General features: G+C 67.4%; 21 protein-coding genes. 16 read left to right on the top strand and 5 right to left on the bottom strand.

Features of this window, described 5'->3' with window-relative positions:
• Positions 1 to 166: 166 nt before the first annotated feature.
• From BMZ38_RS07490 to BMZ38_RS18070, 3 genes are all read right to left on the bottom strand, one after another.
• The gene (locus tag BMZ38_RS07490) at positions 167 to 445 is read right to left on the bottom strand and encodes a hypothetical protein (protein ID WP_091335972.1); all 279 of its coding nucleotides are present in this window, start codon (positions 443 to 445) and stop codon (positions 167 to 169) included.
• A gap of 123 nt (positions 446 to 568) precedes the next feature.
• Entirely contained in the window at positions 569 to 1,438 is an 870-nt protein-coding gene (locus BMZ38_RS07495) for a class I SAM-dependent methyltransferase (protein WP_175483717.1), read from the bottom strand.
• 102 nt (positions 1,439 to 1,540) lie between these two features.
• Entirely contained in the window at positions 1,541 to 1,789 is a 249-nt protein-coding gene (locus tag BMZ38_RS18070) for a copper resistance protein B (protein ID WP_281243886.1), read from the bottom strand.
• A 50-nt stretch (positions 1,790 to 1,839) separates the two neighbouring features.
• Here BMZ38_RS18070 and BMZ38_RS07505 point away from each other — a divergent pair, with 50 nt between their 5' ends.
• From BMZ38_RS07505 to BMZ38_RS07535, 7 genes are all read left to right on the top strand, one after another.
• Positions 1,840 to 2,490: a trimeric intracellular cation channel family protein gene (locus BMZ38_RS07505; protein ID WP_091335976.1), complete on the top strand. Its 651-nt coding sequence runs from the start codon at positions 1,840 to 1,842 to the stop codon at positions 2,488 to 2,490.
• An 83-nt stretch (positions 2,491 to 2,573) separates the two neighbouring features.
• A complete protein-coding gene (locus tag BMZ38_RS07510; protein WP_245747218.1) occupies positions 2,574 to 3,770 on the top strand; it encodes a glucokinase in 1,197 nt (398 codons plus the stop codon).
• A gap of 223 nt (positions 3,771 to 3,993) precedes the next feature.
• Complete coding sequence (locus BMZ38_RS07515; RefSeq protein WP_091335980.1) at positions 3,994 to 7,194, top strand: TonB-dependent receptor; 3,201 nt, start codon at positions 3,994 to 3,996, stop codon at positions 7,192 to 7,194.
• A 203-nt stretch (positions 7,195 to 7,397) separates the two neighbouring features.
• Complete coding sequence (locus tag BMZ38_RS07520; RefSeq protein WP_091335982.1) at positions 7,398 to 8,786, top strand: APC family permease; 1,389 nt, start codon at positions 7,398 to 7,400, stop codon at positions 8,784 to 8,786.
• Positions 8,787 to 8,790: 4 nt separating this feature from the next.
• A complete protein-coding gene (locus tag BMZ38_RS07525) occupies positions 8,791 to 11,514 on the top strand; it encodes a glycoside hydrolase family 2 protein (protein WP_091335984.1) in 2,724 nt (907 codons plus the stop codon).
• 16 nt (positions 11,515 to 11,530) lie between these two features.
• The gene (locus BMZ38_RS07530) at positions 11,531 to 12,538 is read left to right on the top strand and encodes a LacI family DNA-binding transcriptional regulator (protein WP_091335986.1); all 1,008 of its coding nucleotides are present in this window, start codon (positions 11,531 to 11,533) and stop codon (positions 12,536 to 12,538) included.
• Positions 12,539 to 12,615: 77 nt separating this feature from the next.
• Positions 12,616 to 13,461, top strand: coding sequence for a sulfotransferase family protein (locus tag BMZ38_RS07535; protein WP_091335988.1), 846 nt, complete (start codon positions 12,616 to 12,618; stop codon positions 13,459 to 13,461).
• A gap of 129 nt (positions 13,462 to 13,590) precedes the next feature.
• Here BMZ38_RS07535 and BMZ38_RS07540 read toward each other — a convergent pair whose 3' ends face one another.
• Complete coding sequence (locus BMZ38_RS07540) at positions 13,591 to 15,324, bottom strand: alpha-glucosidase (RefSeq protein ID WP_091335990.1); 1,734 nt, start codon at positions 15,322 to 15,324, stop codon at positions 13,591 to 13,593.
• 323 nt (positions 15,325 to 15,647) lie between these two features.
• Between BMZ38_RS07540 and BMZ38_RS07545 the strand changes: the two genes are divergently transcribed.
• The 9 genes from BMZ38_RS07545 (at position 15,648) to BMZ38_RS07585 (ending at position 23,301) form a co-directional block, all read left to right on the top strand.
• Positions 15,648 to 16,751: a patatin-like phospholipase family protein gene (locus BMZ38_RS07545; RefSeq protein ID WP_245747217.1), complete on the top strand. Its 1,104-nt coding sequence runs from the start codon at positions 15,648 to 15,650 to the stop codon at positions 16,749 to 16,751.
• Positions 16,752 to 16,868: 117 nt separating this feature from the next.
• Positions 16,869 to 17,327 (top strand): MarR family winged helix-turn-helix transcriptional regulator, encoded by a 459-nt coding sequence (locus tag BMZ38_RS07550; protein ID WP_091335994.1) that lies wholly within the window; start codon positions 16,869 to 16,871, stop codon positions 17,325 to 17,327.
• 107 nt (positions 17,328 to 17,434) lie between these two features.
• Positions 17,435 to 18,931, top strand: a complete 1,497-nt coding sequence (locus tag BMZ38_RS07555) for an efflux transporter outer membrane subunit (protein WP_091335998.1) — start codon at positions 17,435 to 17,437, stop codon at positions 18,929 to 18,931.
• The gene (locus BMZ38_RS07560; RefSeq protein ID WP_091336000.1) at positions 18,928 to 20,091 is read left to right on the top strand and encodes an HlyD/EmrA/EmrK family protein; all 1,164 of its coding nucleotides are present in this window, start codon (positions 18,928 to 18,930) and stop codon (positions 20,089 to 20,091) included. Before BMZ38_RS07555 ends, BMZ38_RS07560 begins: the two co-directional genes overlap by 4 nt.
• Before the next feature lie 8 nt (positions 20,092 to 20,099).
• Positions 20,100 to 21,626 carry an MFS transporter gene (locus BMZ38_RS07565; RefSeq protein ID WP_245747216.1) on the top strand — a complete coding sequence of 509 codons (1,527 nt, stop codon included), beginning with the start codon at positions 20,100 to 20,102 and terminating at the stop codon, positions 21,624 to 21,626.
• Complete coding sequence (locus tag BMZ38_RS07570) at positions 21,623 to 22,120, top strand: MarR family winged helix-turn-helix transcriptional regulator (RefSeq protein WP_091336002.1); 498 nt, start codon at positions 21,623 to 21,625, stop codon at positions 22,118 to 22,120. Before BMZ38_RS07565 ends, BMZ38_RS07570 begins: the two co-directional genes overlap by 4 nt.
• A 37-nt stretch (positions 22,121 to 22,157) precedes the next feature.
• On the top strand, positions 22,158 to 22,595 hold the full coding sequence (locus BMZ38_RS07575; protein WP_091336003.1) for a carboxymuconolactone decarboxylase family protein: 438 nt from the start codon (positions 22,158 to 22,160) through the stop codon (positions 22,593 to 22,595).
• Positions 22,596 to 22,678: 83 nt separating this feature from the next.
• Positions 22,679 to 22,975 (top strand): hypothetical protein, encoded by a 297-nt coding sequence (locus BMZ38_RS07580; protein ID WP_091336005.1) that lies wholly within the window; start codon positions 22,679 to 22,681, stop codon positions 22,973 to 22,975.
• A complete protein-coding gene (locus BMZ38_RS07585) occupies positions 22,972 to 23,301 on the top strand; it encodes an MbcA/ParS/Xre antitoxin family protein (RefSeq protein WP_091336007.1) in 330 nt (109 codons plus the stop codon). Before BMZ38_RS07580 ends, BMZ38_RS07585 begins: the two co-directional genes overlap by 4 nt.
• A 237-nt stretch (positions 23,302 to 23,538) precedes the next feature.
• On the opposite strand, the gene BMZ38_RS07590 is transcribed toward BMZ38_RS07585, so the two are convergent.
• Entirely contained in the window at positions 23,539 to 24,282 is a 744-nt protein-coding gene (locus BMZ38_RS07590) for an SDR family oxidoreductase (RefSeq protein WP_091336009.1), read from the bottom strand.
• Positions 24,283 to 24,304 lie beyond the last annotated feature (22 nt).

A 24,304-nucleotide genomic window follows, 5' to 3' on the forward strand; every position in this document is an offset into this window, starting at 1 on the left:
TGCAGGCTCAGGGACATCCGCGCAGCCTAGCGTTGCGGCGTGCCTCGCTCAACGTCGCGTGCGTCTGGTCTACGGGCAGGCAATCCCGCCGGTCGACCTGCGGCCGCGGCGACGGACATGCAAAGGCGCGGCGGTCGCCGCGCCTTGGGTCGGCGGCAGGGTCCGCTCAGATCAGCCAGCAGGTCGCCGGCTGCGTGGGCGAGATCCAGGGGAAGTCGTCTTCTTCCTCCCGTTGGGGGGGCGGCACCGGCACACGCGGCGCACGGCGATCCTCGGTCGGCCATTCGATGTCGCTGTGGCGACGGTCGAGCGGCGCGTCCTGGTCGGTCGGCCAGCGCGGCGTCTGTTCGGGGCCAATGGCGGGGCCGTTGATCGTCCAGTCGCGGTCGCGGATGAAACCGGGATGTTGGCGGATGACGGAGGGGCTGCGGACGTTCATGGTCATGGGCGAAAGGCTTTCCGAAACAACTGGATGTAGTTTCTTTTTGCCGCCGTCTACAGCGCGCGAAAGGAAAGCTGCCGCACCTTTAACAACACAGCCTGGACAGCCGCGCCGGCAGGCCGCTGTTCAGGACACGACTGCACTGCGCTCGTTGCTGCGGACTTCGCCAACCGCCAGCGTAAAGCTCTGCAGGAAATGGAAGTCGGGCCGCCGCAGCGCGAAGCCCGGGTCACCCGGATCGCACAACCGAACCAGCGCCTCGTAGTCGTCGGCGTCCAGGTAGGGCCGCAACCGCTCTCCCCAGGTGCCGCGGAAGATGACCTGGAGAAGATAGTCGTGGTCCGCGCGGCCCAGCGGCGCCACCCGCTCGATCGTGAAAGTACGTGCGGTGACGTTGCGCAATCCGGCCTGGCGCAGCCGACCGACCAGGGATCGGATGCCGGCCAGCTCGCGCTCGCTCACCTGGTAGCGGTCGCGGTAGTACTGGCGCACGGCCTCGTTGACCAGGCGTTCCAGTCGTGCGTCCCAGGCGAAGTACATGTCCGGCAGCAGCGAGCTCTGGCCCAGAGCGATGCGTCCGCCGGGACGGAGCAGGGCGGCCAGGTCCTGCAGGCTGGCGACCGGATCGCGCAGATGGTTGATCGTGTTGACCGACCAGACCAGGTCGATGCTCGCGGGTGCCAGCGGCAATTGCGTCAGGTTCGCCTGCATCACCAGCGCGCCCGCGGGCGCATTGGCACGCGAAGCGACCATGTGGGCGCGCGCCAGGTCGATGCCGACGACCATCCCGTCGCTGCCGACCGCCGCCGCGAGCCAGCCCAGCGCCTCGCCGGTACCGCAGCCGGCATCCAGTACGCGCGAGCCAGGCTGCAGTTGCAGGCCGGCGATGGTCTGGCGGAGTTCCGCTTCGGCAAAGGCGTTGAACAGGCGCAGTTTCCATCCGTAGTCGCGTGCGACGGTGTCGCCGAGCAGTCCGGCGGATGCAGGTCGATTCATCGGGTGCTCGCAGGCCTGCTGTGGATCATGGACGCGGTGGCTCGCATGCGAGCCACCCCTGCGCCGCATGATCGCACCGGATGCGTCGGGCCTGTGGAAACATCACGCCCAGAGCCGGATCCGCACGCCAGCCACCCACCGCCATTCGAACGGGTCCTCCCCCGCGGGCGTGAACGGGTCGGCCGTACGATCGAAGCGATGGGTCCATTGCCATTCCACGCAGGGTGCCACTTCGCGACGCAACTCGTAACGCAGGCGCAAGCCCAGCGACGCGTCGGACAGGCCACGGCCCAGGCCGCGTGCCCGGTCCGCCTTGCCGTAGGCGTTGAGTCCCGGCTCCGACTGCAGCACGCCTGCTTTAAGCTGCAGCGGGCGAAATGAGCGCGGGGCAGGGCGGACAGATGATCGATACGACGCGGGCACTCCACACGCTCCTGCTCGTGCTCGATCTATTCGGGACGTTCGTATTTGCGCTCAGCGGCGCGCTGGTTGCCGTCAGGCGCGGGCTGGATCTGTTCGGCGTCCTGGTGCTGTCGTTCGCGGCAAGCAGCGCCGGCGGCATCGCCCGCGACCTGCTCATTGGTGCCACACCGCCGGCGGCCATCCAGGATTGGCGTTATCTCGGGGTCTCCCTGCTGGCCGGGTTGCTGACGTTCTTTCGCTACGCGGACATCGAGCGCATGCGCAATCCGGTGCAGATTTCCGACGCCGCCGGGCTGGCGCTCTTCGCCGTATCCGGAGCGCAGAAGGCGCTGGCTTTCAACCTCCATCCCGGCATGGCGGCGTTGCTGGGCATGCTGACGGGGATCGGGGGCGGCATGCTGCGGGATGTGCTGGTCTCGCAGATTCCGACCGTCCTGCGGGCGGACCTGTACGCCGTGGCCGCGCTCGCCGGTGCGGCGGTGGTCGTGCTGGGCAGCATGCTGCACATGCCGCCGACGGCGACCACGCTGCTTGGCGCAGGACTCTGCTTCGGCCTGCGCTTCATGGCGATCCGCTACGGCTGGCGCCTGCCCGTGGCCAAACCGCCGGACGCTGACAAGCGCGGGTAGCCCACTGGGGGGCTGCATCCCCTTCCGCTGCGCGGTCATTTGATCGCAAGCGGCGATTGATGCAGTGCGGCATGACGGATTGCATGCTTGACCTTCGAAACATTGTAAATCCTTTCCATATCAATATATTGTGTGCTTTATTTGAGTCTGTTTTCTGCTTGCTGCCCTGCAAGTTGACACCGGTGACATCGGCTCGCACTCTGATGTCCGTTCCGGTGCGGGGAGGCACGGTGAACGCGGCAACAGGCCATCTGGATCGACCTGGAAGCATCCCGGCGACGCTGTTTCTGGCGGCGGACGTCGGCGGCACGTATGCCCGCGTCGGGTTGGTGCAGGTCTCGAAGGACGATGGGCACCAGGTCGAATTGCTCGCCTATCGCAAGCTCGCCTGCGCGGACTTCCCGGGCCTGGCGGAACTGCTGCAATCGTTCGTCGCCAGCGACGTGCGGACTACCGTGCGGCATTGCGTGCTGGCCTGCGCCGGCCAGCTCGTGGGCGACGAGGTCCTGAACGACAACTCCGCCTGGCCGATCCATCTTGCGCAGGTGCGCAAGGCGATGGCGCTGGACGAAGTCGCCTTTCTCAACGATCTGGAGGCGCTGGGATATGCGCTCGACGATGGGTCGGCCCAGGGCACCCGTCGCCTGTGCGGACCTGACATCCGTCCCGACGGTTCGATCCTGGTGATCGGTCCGGGAACCGGTCTCGGCGCCGCCGTGCGATGGCCCGGCACCTCGGGAGGTCGCGTATTGACGACGGAAGCCGGGCAAATGGATTACGCGCCCCATTCGGTCCGCGAGCGCGAGGTCCTGGCCCACCTGGCTCCGAACGGTGGCTACGTGGCGTATGAGCGCATTGTCTCGGGCCCGGGCCTGCTGGCGTTGTACGCGGTCCTGTGCACGTTGCGCGGGGAAACACCGCGGCTCGGCACGCCCGAGGCCGTCACCGCGGCCGCGTCGGCGTGCAGCGACGCACAGGCGGTGGAAGCGGTGGAGATCTTCTGCGCTTCGCTGGGCAGTTTCACCGGGAGCCTGGCCATGGCCTTCGTCACCGTGGGCAGCGTGTATCTGGCCGGTGGGTTCCTGTACTCCATGTTCGCGTTGCTCGAGCGCAGCGCCTTCGAAGAGCGTTTCCTGCATGGGCGCAGCGTGCGCGCGCTGTTGTCACGCGTTCCGGTGTGGGTCACGGAACACGGACGCAAGGGTGTGTTGGGGGCGGCGCGCTGGTATCTCAGGCGTGGCGTGCCTGGCGTGGCCAGATATGCCAGCGCGGCAGGGTGACCACCGCCGAAGCGGGCAAGGCAAGTGGCAAGGGGCGGTGCGCGGGTCGCGCGTTCCGCAGGGAAACATGAAGTGGAAGGGGTCTGGGCGCACGGCGCCACGACTGGAAGCATCGGGATCGGCATTGCAGCGACGTGCCATGGCACGGGCGTCGCGCAAATACCCGTGTTGAAGCATCGCAGGGCACCACGGCCCGGCAGACATCAACCAAGAGGCAAAGCTCATGTCCACCGTACATCGCAAGCATCCCTTGTCATTTGCCATATCGATGTCGTTGTTTGCCGTCGTGGCGACTTCGGCGGTGGCATCGCCAGGTGCCCCGGTGAACACCCAGGAGCCACAGGCCGCCGCGCCGCAAGACACCCCGGCGACACCGCCGCCCGGCACGACCAAAGCCAAGGCCGGGCAGGGCAATGCCAAGGCCGACAAACAGGCGGTCACCCTGTCCACCGTCAACGTCGTCGGCGTGCGCGCTTCGCAGATGCGCGCGATCGAACTGAAGCGCCTGGCGCCGAACATCCAGGACAGCATCACGGCCGAGAGCATCGGCCAGCTGCCGGACGTGACCATCACCGACGCGCTGCAACGCGTCACCGGCGTGCAGGTCAACCGCGACGCCGGCGTGGGCACCACGGTGGACGTGCGCGGCCTGCCTGAGGTCGGCACCATGCTGAACGGCGAAGCGTTCATCACGGCCGACCAGATCGACTCGCAGCAACCGGACTTCGCCATGCTGCCGGCGACGTTGTTCCACGGCGTGGACGTCATCAAGTCGCCCACCGCCAGCACGACCGACGGCGGCATCAGCGGTGCGCTCGACCTGCACACCTATCGCCCCTGGGACCTGCCGAGCGGGTTCACCTACAGCTACTCGGCCAACGGTGAGCGCGGCCGGACCAGCAGCAAGTGGGGGCCGGAGGCCAACGGACTCATTTCCTACAACGACGATGGCCGCTGGGGCCTGCTGGTATCGGCCGACTATTCCGACACCACGCGCTACAACTCGAACGAGGGCCTCGACCAGTACGGCGTGGTCCTCAACGGTGAGAACGCCGCCAGCGCGGGCGGCTACAACGGCTTCCTGACGCCGTGGAACGGCGCGCCGATCCCCTCGCAGATCGTGCAGAACCCCGACGGCAGCGTCGACGTCAATGGCGATGGCAAGTCCAATGGCGTATTCATGGGCAGCCAGAACATCGGCCTCTACGACATCACCACGCAGCGCAAGCGCAAGTCCGGCAACGCCTCGTTCCAGATGGACCTGGGCGGCGGCTTCACCTTCACCAGCGATTACTTCTACGCGCACCAGAACGAGTTCGACCGGACCGCCGGCATCCAGATCAACTCCACCAACTGGCAGGGCGCCACCTATGTGCCCGTCCAGTCGCGCGACACCGGCAGCACCGTCCCCGGTTCCTATGGCACGCCCGAGCCGGGCTGGGACGGCATGCACCTGTTTACCACCGGGGTCTACGAAAAATGGCCCGGCGACGTCGAATCGTTCTCGCAGATCACCAGGAAAGAGTCCACCGCGAAGAACTTCAACGCACAGCTCGATTTCGACAACGGCGGCCCCTTCACCGCCAGCGTGCGCGGCATCCATGACACCGCGCGCCAGTCCAACATGGAGACCGACCTCAACATCTCCAATTCCAACGGCGAGCTGTGGGGCAATGTGCTCAAGGACGGCGTTCCCGAGGATGCCGTGCCGCCCGGCACCTACATCTATCCCGACGAACTGGGCGGAAACCGCGTCTTCAACGCCAACGGGCTTGTCCAGAACACGGTACCGATCGTCGCCGACCTGCGGGGGCGCTACCTCTCGGTCAGCATGCCCGCCTCGCTCGCCAGCCAGTTCGCCGACCCCAACGGCTGGACGATGAAGACGCTCGAATCGGCCGGCGACTACGACCGCAAGGTCGGGCTCAATATCTTTCGCTTCGACGGGCACTACGACTTCGGCACCGGCTTCAGGCTCGACTTCGGCGCGCGCAACAGCATCCGCCACGCCGACAACGTCGGCTATACGTTCGTCACCCCCGTGTATGCCGGCATGGGGGCCAGCGATCCGAACGGATGCCTGGTGCGTTACGTGGCTGCCGACGTGGTCCTGAACAGCGGTTCGTGCACCGCCGGCAATGCGCTGGGCTATTTCCGTGCAGGTCCGCTGTCGGCACTGCCGATGCCCAAGACGGCCGCGCCGTTGTCCAGCCACTGGAAGCAATACAGCAACCTGCTCGGTTCCGGGATCACCTTCTGGGCGGTCGATCCGCACGCCATGGACAACCCCGAGGCGTACTGGAAATCGCTCTATCCGGATACGGTGCGGCAGGGCGAGCCGGGCACCACCTGGGCCGTGGGGATCAAGGAGACCTCGGCATACCTCCAGGCCGACCTGGACGGCAACATCGGAAACATGCCCTACAGCGCCAACGTCGGCCTGCGCGTGATCCGCACCAACCTGGGCGTCACCCAGCACCTCAGCGGCGATCCGGGCGCCTACGGCACCGAGCCTGCCGACGCCGGCAACCAGATCACGCAGCGCAGCTACAAGGACTACCTGCCGGCGGCGAACTTCGCGCTGGACGTCACCGACGATCTGAAGTTCCGCATGGCATTTTCGAAGAACATGATGCCGCTGGACCTGAGCACCTGGGGCGGTGGACTGGAGCTCAACTACTCGCTGGTGGAGACCCCGCAGGGCCCGCTCTTCCGCGTCGCGGCGGGCAATTCGAACGGCAACCCCAACCTCGACCCGTGGCGATCGAAGAACTACAACGCCTCACTGGAGTGGTACATCAACCCCACCAGCATGGTCAGCCTGGCGCTGTTCCGCATCAACGTGCAGAGCTTCATCAAGAGCGGCAGCGTCATCGACTGCACGCTGCCGGACGAGGATGGCGTCGTGCGCAATCGCTGCGTCACCATCACCGAACCCGTGCAGGGCACCGGCAACAGCATCCATGGCGCGGAGTTCGATTACCGCCAGGGGTTCACGTTCCTGCCCGGCATCCTTTCCAAGACCGGCATGGAGATCAACGCCACCTACGCGCCGAGCGACTCGGGAGCCACCGACCTGGCCGGGCACAAGATCCCGTTCCAGGACAATTCGACCAAGTCCGGCAACCTCATCCTGTGGTTCCAGAACGACCGGTTCCAGGCGCGCCTCGCCTACAACTACCGCTCGAAGCGTGCGGTATCGGAGGACGTGGGCGGCATCACCGGGATGGAGATGTACGAGGCGCCGCAGAAGTACCTGGACGCGTCGATCTCATACAAGTTCGACAAGCATGCCGAGCTGTTCGTCGACGGCACCAACCTCACCAACGAATACCAGCGTTACTACCTGGTGTGGCCCGACCAGCCGGCACACTCGAATTTCTCCGAGCGCATGTTCATGGTCGGCATCCGCGGCCAGTGGTGAGGGGAACAGGCGTACATCGGGCCGGGCGCGACGCGGCGCCCGGCCTACCGGCACGGAAAACCGCTTCGCCCATGCTGCTGCGCTTGCACGCCGGCTGCGCCGCCATCGGCGACCGACACTGACGCACGCCGCGGATGCGGACAACACGTCGCAGAAGCAGTGACACGCTTTACCCGTTTGCATCCGACAACGACAGGGCTGACATGCGAGATCCCCAAGCCACACCCTCCACCCGCGACGGGCATTTCCGCCGCTCCATCGGACTGTTCTCGGGCACCGCGATCAACATGACGCAGATGTGCGGCATCGGGCCGTTCATCACCATCCCGATCATGGTCGCCGTGATGGGCGGGCCGCAGGCGGTGGTGGGCTGGATCGCCGGCGCCATCCTGGCGGTGGCCGACGGCATGGTCTGGGCGGAGCTGGGTGCAGCCATGCCCGGCGCCGGCGGCACCTACGTCTATCTGCGCGAAGCCTTCCAGTACCGCACCGGCAAACTGATGCCGTTCCTGTTCATCTGGACCGTGCTGCTGACGATCCCCTTGCTGATGTCGACCGGCATCATCGGCATGGTCGAGTACCTGGGCTTTTTCTTCCCGCGCCTGGGTTGGTGGCCGGTGCATCTGATCGGCCTGGCGGCGACCGGCCTGGTCACCCTGCTTCTGTACCGGCGGATCGAATCGATCCGGGTGATCACCCTCGCGCTGTGGGTGATCATGTTGTTCTCGGTCGTCGGCGTTTCGGCGGCGGGGTTCTGGGATTTCCATCCCGAATACGCCTTCACCTATCCGCCCGGCGCGTTCGGCCCGCACTTCTTCGTCGGCCTGGGCGCCGGGCTCATCATTGGCATCTACGATTACCTCGGTTACTTCACCACCGCCTACATGGGCGACGAGCTGCGCGACCCGGGCCGCACCATGCCCGGCTCGATCATCATCTCGGTGATCGCGATGATGTTCGTCTACCTCATCCTCAACATCAGCGTGCTCGGCGTGGCGCCGTGGCAGCAGATCGCCCAGTCCAGATCGGTGGCGTCGATGGTGGTGGAGCACAGCTGGGGGCACATGGCCGCTGCGGTCATGACCATCCTCATCATCGTGACCGCGTTCGCCTCGGTGTTCGCCGGTCTGCTGGGCGGCTCGCGCGTGCCGTTCCAGGCGGCACACGACAAGGTGTTCCTGTCCGTGTTCGGCAAGCTTCACGCGAAGCACGGCTTTCCGCACGTGGCCTTGCTCACCATGGGCGTGGTGACGGCGATCGGCACGTTCTTCGACCTGACCGAGGTCATCAACATGCTGCTGGCCGCGACGATCATCGTGCAGTCCATCGCGCAGATCGCCGCGCTGGTGGTGCTGCGGCGGCGCCAGCCGGAGCTGCCACGGCCCTACCGGCAATGGCTTTACCCGGTACCTTGCGTGATCGCGCTACTGGGCTGGATCTACGTCTACGTGTCGGCGTCCGCGACGGCGCTGGTCCTGTCCGGTGCGTGGATCGTGGCCGGCCTGGTGGTGTTCGCGATCTGGGCCAGGGTCAACCGGTCGTGGCCGTTCGCGCCCGTGGAAATCGGCGAAGCCTATCTGGGGAGTGACTGACGCCATGCGCATTCTTGCCCTCATCGCCTTGATGACGCTGGCCGCCTCGGCTGCCGCGTCGCCCGCACGTGCCGCAGCCCCCTATGCGCCTACCCGGGTGGCTGGCGGCGCCGGCTCCACGACCGCCGTCGCGCGGTGGCAGATCCAGTCGAGCGACAAGGCCCAGCAGGACGGCAACACGATTTCCTCCGCGGACTTTTCCACCCACGACTGGTACCCGGTGAGCGGTCGCGCCACGGTGATGGCAGGACTGCTGGAGAACGGCGCCTACAGGGAAGACGTGTTCTACAGCGACAACCTGAGGGCAGTGCAGGTGCCCGACGGCAGCGGCACCTTGTTCGTGAACCCCTGGTGGTACCGCACCGAGTTCACCCTTGCCGGAGGCACGCGAGGACTCCACACGCTGCTGCGCACCAACGGCATCATCGCCAGCGCCGACGTATGGGTGAACGGGCACCTGGTCGCCGACCGGGCAAGCGTTGCCGGCGCCTATCCCGTGCATGAGCTCGACGTGACCCGCTGGGTGCACGCGGGCAGCAACATCCTCGCGCTGCGCGTGCACCCGGCCGACCCGCGAAGGAGCCTGTCGATCGGCTGGGTCGACTGGAACCCGACGCCGCCGGACAACAACATGGGCCCGTGGCGGGGCGTGGACATCGTGCAGACCGGCCCCGTCCAGCTGCGTTTTCCGCATGTGACCTCGGCGCTGTCGCTGCCCGATCTCGCGCACGCCGCACTGACGGTCGAGGTGGAGGCCCGCAACCTCGACACGGTGGCGCATGAGGCCACGATCACGGGTGAGGTGGCCGGCGTAGCACTGCGGCAGACGATCCACCTCGCTCCGGGCCAGACGCAGACCCTGTCGTTTTCGCCCAGGACCGACGCCGGCCTGGATCTGGACCATCCAAAGGTCTGGTGGCCCGCCGGCATGGGCGCTCACCCGCTGTATTCCCTGCAGATGACCGCCACCGTCGATGGCTCGACCTCGGACAAGGCCGGCACGACCTTCGGTATCCGCAGCGTCAGTTCCAGGCTCACCAGCCAGGGCTATCGCCAGTTCTCCATCAACGGCAAGCCGGTGCTGATCCGCGGCGCGGGATGGGCGCCGGACATGTTCCTGCGGGACGACCCCGCGCGCATGCAGGCCGAATTCAGCTACGTCCGCAACCTCGGGCTCAACACCATCCGCAGCGAAGGCAAGCTGGAGACCTCGCACTTCTACGAGCTCGCCGACCGCGAAGGCATCATGATCCTGGCCGGCTGGGAGTGCTGCGACAAATGGGAGTCCGCGGCGAAGACGGGCGGCGGGCCATGGGACGCGGCGGACGAGCAGGTGGCCCAGGCCTCCATGGCGAGCGAGGCGCGCCTGCTGCGCAACCACCCGTCCGTGATCGGCTTCCTGATCGGCAGCGACAACGCACCGCCGCCGGCTCTGGCCAGGATGTACGTCGATACGCTGAAGGCCGCGCACTGGAATCTGCCGATCATCGCGGCAGCCGTCGACCAGGCCACGGCCGAGACCGGACCTTCCGGCATGAAGATGACCGGTCCCTACGCATGGGTTCCGCCCGCTTACTGGTACGCCGACAAGCAGGGCGGCGCGTTCGGCTTCAATTCCGAAACCAGCGCAGGAGCGGACATCCCCCGGCTGGAAGACCTGACCCGCATGCTGTCGCCGCAGGAGCTCGAGGCGCTCTGGAAGTACCCGAAGCTGCGCCAGTACCACGCCTCCGCGGACTGGTCGACGTTCGCCAGCATCGAGCCGTTCCACACGGCGCTGGTCAAGCGCTATGGCGCGCTGCGGAACCTTGCCGACTACGTGGCCAAGGCGCAGCTGGAGAACTACGACAACGTCCGCGCGCAGTTCGAGGCCTACAACGCGCACAGGGACGCGGCCAGGCCTTCGACAGGCGTGATCTACTGGATGCTCAACAACGCCTGGCCTTCGCTGCACTGGCACCTGTACGACTACTTCCTGAACCCGGCCGGCGCGTACTTCGGTGCCAAGAAGGCCAACGAGCCTTTGCACATCCAGTACGCCTACGACACGCACGCGATCGTGCTGGTCAACCAGACGCTCACCGACCGGCATGGCCTTCAGGCGACCATCCGCATGCGCAACCTGGACGGCAGCGTGCGTTACGAACGGCGCCTGCAGGACATCGATCTCGCCGGCAACGGCACGCGGCAGCTGGCGACCTTGCCGACGCCAGCGGGCCTGTCGCGTACCTATTTCATCGAGCTCGAGCTGGCCTCCGCCGATGGCAAGGCGATCAGCCGCAACGTGTATTGGCTGCCCACGCAGCCGGACAAGCTCGACTGGGCGCATTCGAACTGGTACCTCACGCCCGTGACGCAATATGCGGACCTGACCGCCTTGCAGTCGCTACCGACCGCGACGAGCGAGATCCGCGCGACGCTGCAACACCTCGGTGACGACGACATGGTCGCGGTCACGCTGACGGTCCCGTCGTCCTCGAAGGCCGTGGCATTGTTCCAGCACGTTTCGGTCAGGCAGTCGGCACATGGCAAGCCCGTACTGCCGATCCTGTGGAGCGACAACGACGTTACGCTGTGGCCCGGCCAATCGCTCACCCTGACTGCGCGTTTCGCCGGGCAGGGGGCCGGCACACCGGTCGTGGAAGTGAGCGGATGGAACGTCTCGACCCGAAGCGTTCCGGCCGCCATCCGGAAGCCGACCGTCGCCCCACAGGAAAACACCCTTTGAACCAGGCCAGGCATCCATGACACGCGTGACCATCAGCGACGTCGCCCGTACCGTGGGCACGTCGAAGAAGACCATCTCGCGGGTGCTCAACAACGATCCGAACGTCAGCCAGTCCATGCGCCAGCGCGTCGTGGCCGCGGTCGCCGCGCTCAACTATCGGCCGCTCACCTCGGCGCGCAGCCTGGCGGCCAATCGCTCTTTCATGATCGGCCTGCTGTACGACAACCGTTCGCCCAGCTACATCATGGAAGTGCAGGCCGGCGTGCAGGAGGCATGCGAGGCGCAGCACTACAGCATGATGGTGCAGCCGCTGGTCTCCACCGCGCCGGACTTCGTCGAGCGGGTCGAGGACATCCTGTCGCGGCACCGGCCCGATGGCGTGATCCTGACGCCGCCGCTCACCGATCACGCCCAGCTGCTCGAGTGCCTGCGCAAGCAGGACGTGCCGTTCGCCTCGATCGCGCCGCGCCACCCCGAGGCCTGCATCGGCGTGATGCTGCGCGAACGCGAGGCCGCCGCGGCGATGGTCGAACACCTCGTGTCGCTCGGCCATCGCCGCATCGCCCACATCATCGGCGACCTCGAACACGGCGCCGGCATCTGGCGCCTGGCGGGCTACCGCGACGGCCTTGGGCGCGCCGGGCTGAAGGAGGATCCGGCGTACATGGTCCAGGGCCGGTTTTCCTTCGAGTCCGGCGTCGCGGCCATGCGGCAGTTGCTGGCGCTGCCGCAGCGGCCGACCGCCATTTTCGCGGGCGACGACGACATGGCCGTGGGCGCGATCTGGGCCGCCGCGGAAGCGGGCGTGTCGATTCCCCGCGACATCTCGATCTGCGGCTTCGACGACACGACCATGGCGACCCAGGTGTGGCCGCCGCTCACCACCGTCCACCAGCCCGTGCGCGAAATGGGACGCCGCGCCACCCAGGAACTGCTGCTTCGCGTGCTGAACAAGGGCGAGGCCCGGATGGTCGAGGTCGACTACCAGATGCGCATCCGCGCCTCCACGGCGCCGGCCGCGTAGTCTGCGTCGCGTACCATCCCGCGGTACCCCGACAGGGGCGCCTGCGCCATCCACACTACCGACCCCGAGGAGAGTGCATGTCTGCCGCACACGACGTCGCGAAGCCGGCCCGCAAATTCCACTTCATTTCCGGGCTGCCACGCTCAGGCAGCACGCTGCTGGCGGCCATCCTCAACCAGAATCCGCGATTTCGCGCGGGCATGACCAGCCCGCTCGCCGACATCATGGGCGCCGTGATGGCGGAGGCAAGCAGCAAGAACGACTTTTCGTTCGACGTCTCCGACGAGCAGCGCGTGGCCATGCTGCGGGGCCTGGTCGAAAGCTTCTACGCAGGGCAGGCGGACGCCGGCGTCGTGTTCGACACCAGCCGGCTGTGGTGCAGCCGCATGCAGCTGCTCGACACACTGTTGCCGGAGGCGAAGGTCATCGCCTGCGTGCGCCAGCTGTCCTGGGTGCTGGACAGCATGGAACGGCTGGTGCGCCGGCAACCGGTGAGCGTCAGCAAGGTGTTCCGCTTCGATACCAACACCACCGTGTACTCCCGCGTCGAGGCGCTGACCGACCCGCGCGGCATGGTGGGTTTTGCCTTCCAGGCCACCAAGGATGCGTTCTACGGCCAGTACGCGCCGGGCCGTCTATTGGTGCTCACCTACGAAAGCCTGGTGCGCAACCCTTCGGCCGCCATGCGCGCGGTCTACCAGTTCATCGGCGAGCCCTGGTTCGAGCACGACTTCGACCACATCGCGTACAACGCCGACGAGTTCGACGCCCGCGTCGGCATGCCAGGGCTGCACACCGTGCGGCCAAAGATCGAGCCGATCGAGCGCACCTCCATACTGCCGCGCGAGATCTTCGCCCGCTTCGTGAACGAGGCGTTCTGGATGGACCCGAAGAACAACGTCAGCCAGGTGCCGATCGTCTAGGGGGCGTCCGGACAACGGACGCCCCGCACAGCCCCAGGCCGCTGTTGCACCCAAGGGCGCGGCCTTCGCGCCCCTGCGTCAGAAGCGCCCCTGGCGAGCGTTGGCCAGCGTGGTCTGCGTGGTTTGCCGCTACTTCGTCGGCTCGACAATCCAGGTTCCATACGGCGGCAGCGTCGCGCCATCCAGCGTCGTCGCCTTGGCGAGGGCCGGATCCGTCGCAGCCAGCGTGCGTATGGCCCCCCGGACGAGGTCCGTCTTCACACGCTGCGGCTGACCGCTGAAGTTGACCAGCACGGTGACCGGAGCAGCACCGTCACGCCGATAGACCAGTACGTTCGGATCATCGCGGTCGAGGAACGTCATGCGGCCGTCGCGCAGCGCCGGATTCGCGCGCCGCACGGCAATCAGCGTGCGGTACCAGCTGAGCAGCGAATCAGGCTCGGCGGATTCGGTCTGCACATTGACCGTGACGTGGTTGGAATTGACCGGCAGCCAGGTGTGCGGGTCGGTCGAGAAACCCGCCTGCGGTCCCGGCGTCCACTGCATCGGCGTGCGCTCGCCGTCCCGGCCCTTTTCCTTCGGCCAGCCGGTGATGCCGATCGGGTCGCGCACGTCCTCCTTGCGCGTCGGCGTGGCGGTGGTCATGCCGATCGGTGCGCCGTAGTAGGTGAGGGCGGTGGCGCGCGTCGTCAGCAACAGCGTCGCGATCGCCTTGGCCCGCTGCACGTCGTGGCTGCCATCGCCGAAGCGGTCGATCGAACGCGGGTTGTCGTGGTTATCGAAGACGATCAGCGGCTGCCCGGGCACGGTCTGCGCGTCCTCCAGCGTCTTGCGGAACCATCCGGCGTCGAACTTGGCGCCCCAGCCGAAGCCGACCAACATGTCCATCGGCAGCTGCAGCTGGTCGTGGCGAGTGCCGCCGTACCAGGAATCCAGGTCGGCGACGTCCGCCGTGTAGGTCTCGCCGATCAGCACACGGTCGCCCGGGTAGGTGTCCACCATGGCGCGCATGCGACGGATCACGTCGTGTACCTCGGGCAGGTTGTCGCTGAATTGCGAATGCAGGTTCGGGTCGCCCTGGGCGTTGGTGCCGGGGCGCTCGGGGTCATTGCGAAGCTGGGGATTCTCGAACAAGGTCGAAATCGCGTCGAGCCGGAAGCCGGCCACGCCCCGGTCCAGCCAGAAGCGCATCGCATCGAACATGGCCTTCTCGACCGCCGGATTGCGCCAGTTGAGGTCTGGCTGCTGGCGGTAGAAGCGGTGGTAGTAGAACTGCCTGCGGGCCGGCACCCACTCCCACGCCGAACCGCCGAACACCGATTCCCAGTTGTTCGGCGGCACCTTGCCGTCGTGTTCGAAGCGCTTCTGGAAGGGTGTGACGGCCGGTCCGTCCGCATCGACGCCGTCGTTCCAGACGTACCAGTCGGCCTTCGGATTGTCGCGTGAACTCGCCGATTCGACGAACCAGGCGTGTTTGTCCGAGGTGTGGTTGAGCACCATGTCCAGGATCACCCGGATGTGGTGCTTGCCGGCGTCCCGCAGCAGAGCGTCGAAGTCGGCCAGCGACCCGTACTGGGGATCGACCCGGCGGTAGTCGGCGATGTCGTAGCCGAAATCCACTTGTGGCGAGGGATACATCGGCGCGATCCAGATGGCGTCGACGCCGAGCTTCTGCAGGTGGTCCAGATGCTGCGCGATGCCGCGAAGATCGCCCACGCCGTCACCATTGCTGTCGCCGAAGCTGCGCGGGTAGATCTCGTAGATCACGGCGTGCTTCCACCAAGGGACCTGCGCCGCGTGCGCGGCCAGGGCAGGGAAGGCGAGGGCGAAGCACAGCGCACATCGGCGAGCGAGCGACGGCATGGAGAGCCTCCTGGTTTGGATCGATTCAATCCATCCTAACGCCTTGCCACGTGGATGCCAGGTCATGCCGGGATAGGCGACGCGCCCGGCGCGCTTGGCTGTGCATCTCCAAGGCCTGGCAACCATGGCGGCTGGATTTCGCCGGCCGTACACTCTCCGGCTAGCGTGCTCGTCGGACGACCACAATGACTCGGTGCCGCGCTGCAAGCATTTTCATTTGCCTCGCTATCCTGGCCGGTTGCTCCGTGGCACCACGAAGGCCACCGCCTCCCGACCTGATAGACCATGCGGCGCCTGAGGGATTCGGCCCCGAGGTCCGGTTGGTGACCACCGACCGCGCGACCTTCGATGCACGGGCGCCCCGGCTGTTCGGTCGTATCGGCGAGGCTGCCACCGACGGCACGATCGACTACCTGGTGCTGTCGGGCGGCGGGTCAGGCGGATCCTTCGGTGCGGGGGCGCTGGTGGGCCTCTCCCGCGCCAACCGGCGCCCGCAGTTCGAAGTCGTCACCGGGGTCAGCGCCGGCGCGCTCATCGCTCCGTTTGCATACCTGGGGCCCTCGTGGGATGCCGTGCTGGCATCGGCATTCGAGGGTACCAACGGCTTGCAACTGATCCACTCGAAGACCTGGGCGGTGCTCAGGCGTCTGCTGCTTCCGCTGGGACGGCCCGGCGGCAGCACGCTGTTCAAGCTGGTGGACCGCTATGTCACGCCGTCGATGATCGGGGCCGTCGCGCACGAGTACGCCAAGGGCCGCCTGCTGTTCGTGGCGACGACCGACCTGGACAAGCAGGAAACCGTGTTGTGGAACATGGGGGCGATCGCGGCGCACGGAGGCGAACGGGCGCGCCAACTCTTTCGCGACGTGCTGGTCGCATCGGCCAGCGTGCCGGGGGTCTTCCCGCCCGTGCTGATCCCGGTGGAGGAGGGCGGCCACCGTTACCAGGAAATGCACGTCGACGGCGGCGTGACCACGTCGCTGTTCGCCGCGCCCCTGACGGCGCAACTGCTTCCCCGGCCCGCGCCCGCGCTTCCGCGCGCCAACCTGTACGTGGTCATCAACGGCAAGTTGGCCTCGGCCCCGCGCCGCACGCCGGTCAATACCATCGGCATGCTGGCGCGCGCGTTCTCCGCCGACTTCACCTACAAGTCGCGCGACGCGCTGCTGCTGGCGGTGATCTACTCGCGCAGCCGGCACATGCAGCTGCACCTGACCGAGATTCCGCCGGCCTATCCGTACGAGAGCTTCGTCGACTTCCGCCCGGCAAGCATGCGCCGGCTGTTCGACTTCGGCGCCGATTGCGCGGGCAGGGGCCTGCTGTGGGAGACGGCCGAGCAATCGCTGGAACGGAACATGGCGGCCTACCAGCCGTTGCCCTCGGGGCCGCCGGCATGCCCTGGCGCAGCGACCGGCAGCACGCCCTGAATCCGCAAAAGTTCCGCGGGGGAACGGTCCGGTACGGTCACCGGGATAATTCTGCCGTTGGCAAATTCTGACTAGGCAGATACATTGCACGGCAACCAGGCCAGAAGGCGCACTGCCGTGAAGAAGACCAAGCCCGACACCATCGACACGCTCAGCGGCGGCGAGCTCGGCTTCCTGGTGAGCGCCGTGCGCAGCACGATCTGGAGCTCGATCGAAGCGGAGCTGCAGCCGCTGGACATCACCGCCGCGCAGTTCGTGGTGTTCAACAGCATCGCGCTGGGCAAGGGCCGCACGATCGGCGAATTCTGCCGCCTGCTCGGCTACGACTCCGGCGCCATGACCCGCCTGCTCGATCGCATCGAGAAGAAGGGGTTGGTCCGCCGGGTGGCCAATCCGGAAGACCGGCGCAGCTTCCTGCTCGAGCTCACCCCCGAGAGCAAGGCGCTGTTTCCCCAGGCCAAGCGCCGCGTGCAGACGGTCTTCAAGCGGCTCCTGGCCGGCTTCGACGAGGCGCAGGCCGCGGCGCTGAAGCTCGCGCTGGAGCAGCTGCTTGCCAACGCCGCCCGCACTTCCTGACAGGTTTGCACAAAACGCAGCTGTTTCGCGCAATCGAAATCCGTTGCCTTGCACGACCATATATCTGCCTAGGCCGATTTTGCGACCGAAGCCATTCAGGTGCTGAGATGACCGCTTCCGTCCGCTTCAAATTCTTTCCCGCGAGAGCCCGCCTGCTGGCGCCGCTTCTTGCGACCGGGCTGTTCGTGTCCGGTTGCGCGAGCATGGCCGGCTTGCATACCCACGCACGCATGGGCGATCCCCAGGCGATTGCTGCTTCGGGACGCAGCCTGGCGGGAGTCGCGCTGTCGGAGGCCGCCTGGCCGCGGCGGGACTGGTGGCGCGACTACGGTGATGCGCAGCTCGACCGGATGGTCGGTCGCGCGTTGGCGGGGCAGCCGCGGCTGCGCATCGCCGAGGCGCGGTTGCGCGCGGCCGAGGCCGTCGCCGACGTCGCCGGTGCCTCGCTGGAACCGCAGGTCAATGCCAGCCTCCGCAGCACGCGCGAGCGCTTCAGCGAGCACGGCACCGTGCCGCCGCCCATCGCCGGCTCGTGGCAGACCGTCAACGACGTCTCGCTGGGTGCAAGCTACGAGCTGGACTTCTGGGGCAAGAACCACGCCGCCGTGGAAGCCGCACTGGACCGCGCGCATGCCGCGCAGGTGGACCTGCAGGCGGCCCGGCTGATGCTTACCACGTCGCTGGTGCGCGCCTACCTGCGGCTCGACGCAGCCTACGCGCAACGCGACCTGGCGCAGGCCACGCTCGCGCAACGCCAGCACACGCTGGAGCTGACCCGCAGGCGCGTCGCCGCGCAGCTCGACTCCTCGCTCGAGCTCACCCAGGCCGAAGCGGCGCTGCCCGCAGCAAGCGAGCAGATCAGCGCGGCCAACGAAGCAATCGCACGCATCGGTAACCAGATCGCCGCCCTGGAGGGGCAGGGGCCGGATGCGAGCTTGGCGATCTCACGGCCGCGGCTGGCGCCGGTTGGGCAGATCGCCTTGCCCGCCGACCTGCCGATCGCGCTGGTCGGCCGCCGCCCTGACGTGGTGGCGCAACGCTGGCGCGTCGAGGCGGCCGGGCATGACATCAAGGTCGCCAAGGCGCGCTTCTATCCGGACATCAGCCTCAACGCCTTCGTTGGCCTGCAGCGGCTGGGCTTCGCCGATTTCCTGTCCGCCGGCAGCCGCGTGCTGGGCGTCGCCCCGGCGATCTCCTTGCCGATCTTCGACGGCGGCCGCCTGCGCGGAAACCTGGCGCTGCACCAGGCCGCCTACGACGCCACGGTCGAGGGCTACAACGCCGCCGTGCTGGCCGCCGTGCACGAGGTGGTCGACCAGCTCGTCTCGCTGCGCTGGCTCGACGAGCGGCAGCGCGAAGAAGCGCAGGCGCTGGTCCTGAGCCGGCATGCCTATGCGCTTGCGCAGGCCCGCTACCGCGCCGGATTGGCCAGTTATCTGCAGGTGCTCAGCGCCGAAGGCCAGGTGCTGGCGCAGCAGCAGGCGGTCATCGCCTCGCAGGCGCGGCAACGCGAGCTTCGCCTCAATCTCGTCCAGGCCTTGGGCGGCGGCTACGAACCGGCCGCGACCGCCCAGGCATCGCTCACGCGGAGTGCCACACCATGAAATCGCAAGACGCCACCCTTCCTCCCGGCGGCCCGCCGCCGCGTTCAGCGCTGCTCGGCCGGGTCGCACTCGGCGTGCTGGGCCTGGCCGCTGCCGTCGCGCTGGCGGTCTACTGGTTGACCGTCGGGCAGTTTCGCGAATCCACCGAGGACGCCTACGTCGACGGCAACGTCGTCAGCGTGACCGCCCAGGTCAGCGGCGTGGTCACCGCGATCCGCGCGGACGACACCGACTTTGTCCGCGCCGGCCATCCGCTCGTGCTGCTCGACGACACGGACGCGCGGCTTGCGCTCGCCCGGGCCAAGGCCCAGCTCGCCCGCACCGTCCGCCAGGTGCGTGCCCAATACGCCGCCGTCGGCCAGACCCAGGCCAACCTCGCCATGCGCGAGGTCGACCTGGCGCGCGCCAGGGCCGATCTCGCGCACCGCCATGAACTGCTCGCCAGCGGCGCCATTTCCGGCGAGGAAGTGCGCCATGCCGAGCAGGCGGTGCGTGCCGCCACGGCTGCCCGCGACGCCGCCCGCGAGCAACTGGCCGGCAGCCGCGCGCTGGTCGACCGTGCCTCGATCGCCACCCAGCCGGACGTGCTGGCGGCCGCTTCGCAACTGCGCGACGCCTACGTCGCGGCGTATCGCACGGACGTCCCGGCGCCGGTTAGCGGCATGGTTGCCGGGCGGCACGTGCAGCTCGGCCAGAAGATCGCCCCGGGCGTACCACTGATGTCGGTGGTGCCGCTGGACCACCTCTGGGTCGAGGCCAACTTCAAGGAATCGCAGCTGCGCCACCTGCGCATCGGCCAGCCGGTGACGCTGACCGCCGACGTGTATGGCGGCGAGGTCATCTATCACGGCTCCGTGGTCGGTCAGGACGCAGGGACCGGCAGCGCGTTCTCGCTGCTGCCCGCGCAGAACGCCACCGGCAACTGGATCAAGGTGGTGCAGCGCGTGCCGATCCGCATCGCGCTCGATCCACGCCAGGTCGCGGCCCATCCCCTGCAGCTGGGCCTGTCGATGCGCGTGACGGTGGACACCCGCGAGCGCAACGGCGAGCGACTGGCCTCGACCGGCACGCCGGCGCACGGCTATCACACCGACGTGTTCGCCCATCAGCTGGCCGATGCCGACGCGCTGGTGCAACAGGTCATCCAGGCGAACCGCTAGGTGTCGAAGTGAACAAGCTGGCCTCCGAACGCATGCTGTGCGTGACCATCGCGGCGCTGACCGCGATCGAGTTCCTGCAGCTGAGCATGACTGCCTTCGCGGCCGGCCCGATCATGGGCGAGCTGGGCATGAGCCCGGAGGATTTCAGCCTGGTCGCCGCGGTGTATGCGAGCGTGGCGATCCTGGTGATCTCGATGCAGCGCTGGTTCGTCGAGCGCCTGGGCGGGCGCCGGTTCATCCGCTGCGCCACCGCCATCTCGCTGCTGGGTTCGGTGCTGTGTGCCACCAGCACCAACTTCGGTTCGTTCCTGTGCGGGCGCGTAGTGATGGCGATCGGCGGCGGCGCCCTGTTCACCTCCGCGCGCATGATCATCCACCACCTGCTGGCCGGCCCGCGCCGATTCGCCGGCATCCGCGCGCTGGGCACCAGCCTGGCGCTGAGCATCGCCGCCGGTCCATGGATTGCCGCCGAGGCGGTGGCGGCGGACAGCTGGAGCGCGATCTACTGGATCATTGCCGGCCTGGGCGGGCTGGCCTTCGTGCTGGCCGGCATCACGCTCTCGCCCATTCCGCTCGATCCGAAAGGGACGCACGTGCCGCGTGCCTGGCACCAGCTGTTGCTGGTGGCCGGCAGCTTCGCACTGCTTTATGCGCTGCAGCGCTTCTACTACGACTTTTTCAGCGATGCGGGGTTACTGCTCCTGCTGGCGGTGCTTGGCGGTGCCGCGCTGCTCGGCTACGCCTGGCTGCAGCAGCGGGGTCGCCGGTCGCTGCTGCGCGTGCGCCAGCTGCTTCACGTGCGCTACCTGGCCGGCCTGGCGCTGTTCAACTTCGGCTACCTGATGCTCGGCGCCAATAACTACGTGATCCCGGTGATGCTCCAGCGCACGCTCGGCTTCGGCTGGCACACCGTGGGCGCCATCGAAGCGATCGGCTTGCTGGTGGCGGTGCTGACGTTCACGGTGGTGACCTCGCTGTTGCCGCGCCATCCGGCGCCACGCAAGTACCTGGCCACCGGGTTCGCCGCGCTGGCGCTGTTCGGCTTTGCGCTGGCGCGCATCAACACCGGCGCCGACCTGTGGCGCGACGTGCTGCCCGCGCTGGCGTGCTACAGCGTGTTCCTGCTCACCGTGTTGCCGGTGGCGGCGATGCAGTCCTTCCGCGAAGTCGACCAGGATGAGCCGGCCTTTTCCAACGCCCAGCAGCTCAAGAACATGCTGGCCCAGGCGGGCATCGCGCTGGGCGTCGCGCTCGCCACGCTGGGGCAGCAGTGGCGCACGGCGGTGCATTACGCCGTGCTCGACAACCGCGTCCAGCCCGGCAGCCCGGCCTACGAGGCCGTGTTCGGCCCGCTGCGCGACAGCCTGGCGCACCTGGTCGGCCCGGCGCAGGCGACACCCATCGCCGCCGCGCGCGTCGCACAGATGCTGGCGCAGCAGTCGGCCATGCTGGCGAACATCGACCATTTTGCCGCGGTGGCCGTGCTGGGTGTGCTCGGCGTGGGCGTGACGCTGCTGCAGCGGGTCTTCCGATGAACGCAGTACGGCCCGGGGCCGACGCTGGCGTATCCGCGGCGCGGGTGCGCCTGGCGCTGTTGCTGCTGGAGCGGTTGCACAAGGAACTGTCCCAGTCGATCGACCGCGTGCTGGTGCACGAGGAGCTGGCCCTGGCCGAGTGGCTGATCGTCTGCGAGCTGGCCGCCGGTGATGCCCCGCTAACGCACGTCGCGCGTCGACTCGCGCGCGATCCCGGCTCGCTGTCGCGCGCCACCACGCGCCTGATCAAGCGCGGGCTGCTCGGCAGCACGAGGCACGAACACGACCGCCGCCGCGCCACCCTGAGCCTGACCGCGGGCGGCCGAGCCATGCACGAACGCGTGGCTACGTCGCTCGACGTTGCCACCCGGCGCGATCCTTCACCGCACGCGCTTCCGATCGATCGCCTGCTTTCGCTGCTCGAAGTCCCCGGCGCCAGCGCCGTCGCCTCGCAGTCCCAAGTGAGTGGCGGGGCCGCCGAGACTTCCCCCTAACGGCATGGCGACCATGCCCCTCACCGGAGAACGACCCATGACTGCACGACTGGACTTCTACAAAGCCGGCCCCGATGCCATCAAGGCAATGGTGGCGCTCGAACAGCGCATTGCCAAAAGCTCGCTCGAAAAGCCCCTGATCGAACTGGTACGCCTGCGCGCCTCGCAGATCAACGGCTGCGCGTTCTGCCTTGACATGCATTCGGCCGACGCCCGCAAGGCCGGCGAGAACGAGCGCCGCCTGGCCACACTGAGCGCCTGGCGCGAGGCGCCGTTCTTCAGCGAGCGCGAGCGTGCCGCGCTGGAGTGGACAGAGGCGGTGACCCTGGTCAGCCAGGAACACGTGCCGGACAGCGTGTGGTCTTCCGTGCACGGCCATTTCTCGCCGGAGGAGATCACCGACCTGACGCTGCTGATCGTCGCCATCAACGGCTGGAACCGTTTCGCCATCGCCTTCCGCAAGATGCCGGCCTGAAGGCAAGCGGGAACGGGCATCCAAGATCGGCTCTCGTCCGTACTGACTACCGTTACTCCAAAGCGATTCGCAGGAGGTGTCCCATGCGATCAACATCTCTGGTACGGCTGGCGGCGAAAGCGCAGCCGGCAACGCCGCACCAGCGTGTTATCTCGCCGGTGGACGACGCGAGGACGGCGGCACTGGCCGTGCTGCGGATGGCCGCGGCGCTGGAACCCGATCCGGTGGAGGCCATGGTCTGGTACCGCAGCGTGCCCCTCGCCGTGCTGGACGGGCTCACCGCGGCGGAACTGGTGAAGGAGGGCAGGGTACATGCGGTGCTCGCCTTCCTCCGTGCGGCCATCGAAATCGACCGCTCCGAGCGGAGGACGCTGCAATGAGACAGGCCGTCCGTTCGTCGAAGGCCAGCGACAGCCTGCGCAACGTGAGCGAGGAACTGCGAGGGCTGGATCGCGTCCGCGACGCCGCCGTCCAGCGCGCTTTCAGCGTGCTGGAGGAGCAGCATGCCGCCATCGCGCACTTGGTGATCCAGTCCATCGGCGATCGCCAGCGCGCTGCGCGCTGGATGTGCATGCACCAGCGCGCCTTCGGCGGACGCTCGGCCTACGACCTGCTCGCCGAGGGCGACGTGGATACCGTGTGCGACCGATTGACCGCAAATATGCCGGTCCCGACAATTGCCTCGCAGCGCGACGCGGCGTACTGAAATCTGCCGCGCAGGAAACGGAGAGATGCTGAGGCCGCTGCCGGCGCGCGTCGCTCAGCTCGACCGTGGCACGTGCTCCAACGGACGGTATCGGGCGCTGTCACCTAGGCAGCAAAGACCGCCATACCCAGCGAAACGAATACCAGTGCATCCGCCGAAGCGCGCGATGCCTATGCGACGTGCTTGCCTGTGCGGGAACACGGCAAGCACGTCCTTGTTGTCGCTTCGGGCGAGACCTCACGCCGCGGCCAAGGCCACGGCATCGGCGCCCGCCGGCAGGCGTACCGGGCTCGCTGGATCGTTGACTGCCCACCACACCGCCTCGGTCACGTCGGAGGTGTGCGTCACCGGATCGGTCGATTGCGACCAGCTTTCGAAAACCTTCTGCACCAGCCCGCTGTATGCCTCGGGGAAGCCACCTTGCACGCGGGATCGGGCGTTCTCGCCGAAACGGGTTTCCGGTGCTCTCCCCGGCAGCACCAGCCGGACCCGAACGTTGAACGGTTCCAACTCGAGCGCCAGCGATTCGGTGAACGCGTTCACGGCCGCCTTGCTGGCGGTATAGACGGACAGGAGGTGCAGCGGCTTCAGCGTAACTGAGGAGGTGACGTTGACGATCACGCCGCCCCTACGCTGGCGGAATTGCGGCAATACCGCCTGGGTCATCGCGATGGTGCCCAGGGTGTTGGTTTCGAACACGTCGCGAGCGGCATCCATCGAGGTGCCTTCCAGCGCATTGAGCAAGCCGATGCCGGCATTGTTCACGAGCGCGTCGATGGGACCAGCTGCATCGATGAGAGCGCGAATGCTCCGCGGGTCGGTCACGTCGAGCGGCAGCACGCGCAGGCGCTTGGAGCGCGGCAACACGTCTTCGCGCGGCGTGCGCATGGTGGCGATGACTTGCCAGCCGCGGCCGAGGAAATCCTTGGCGATCTCAAGGCCAAAGCCGGACGAACAACCGGTAATCAGTACGGTTTTCATAAAGGTCCTGCGTGGGGTGGCG

Source organism: Frateuria terrea (assembly GCF_900115705.1).
GTDB classification, from domain to species: Bacteria; Pseudomonadota; Gammaproteobacteria; order Xanthomonadales; family Rhodanobacteraceae; genus Frateuria_A; species Frateuria_A terrea.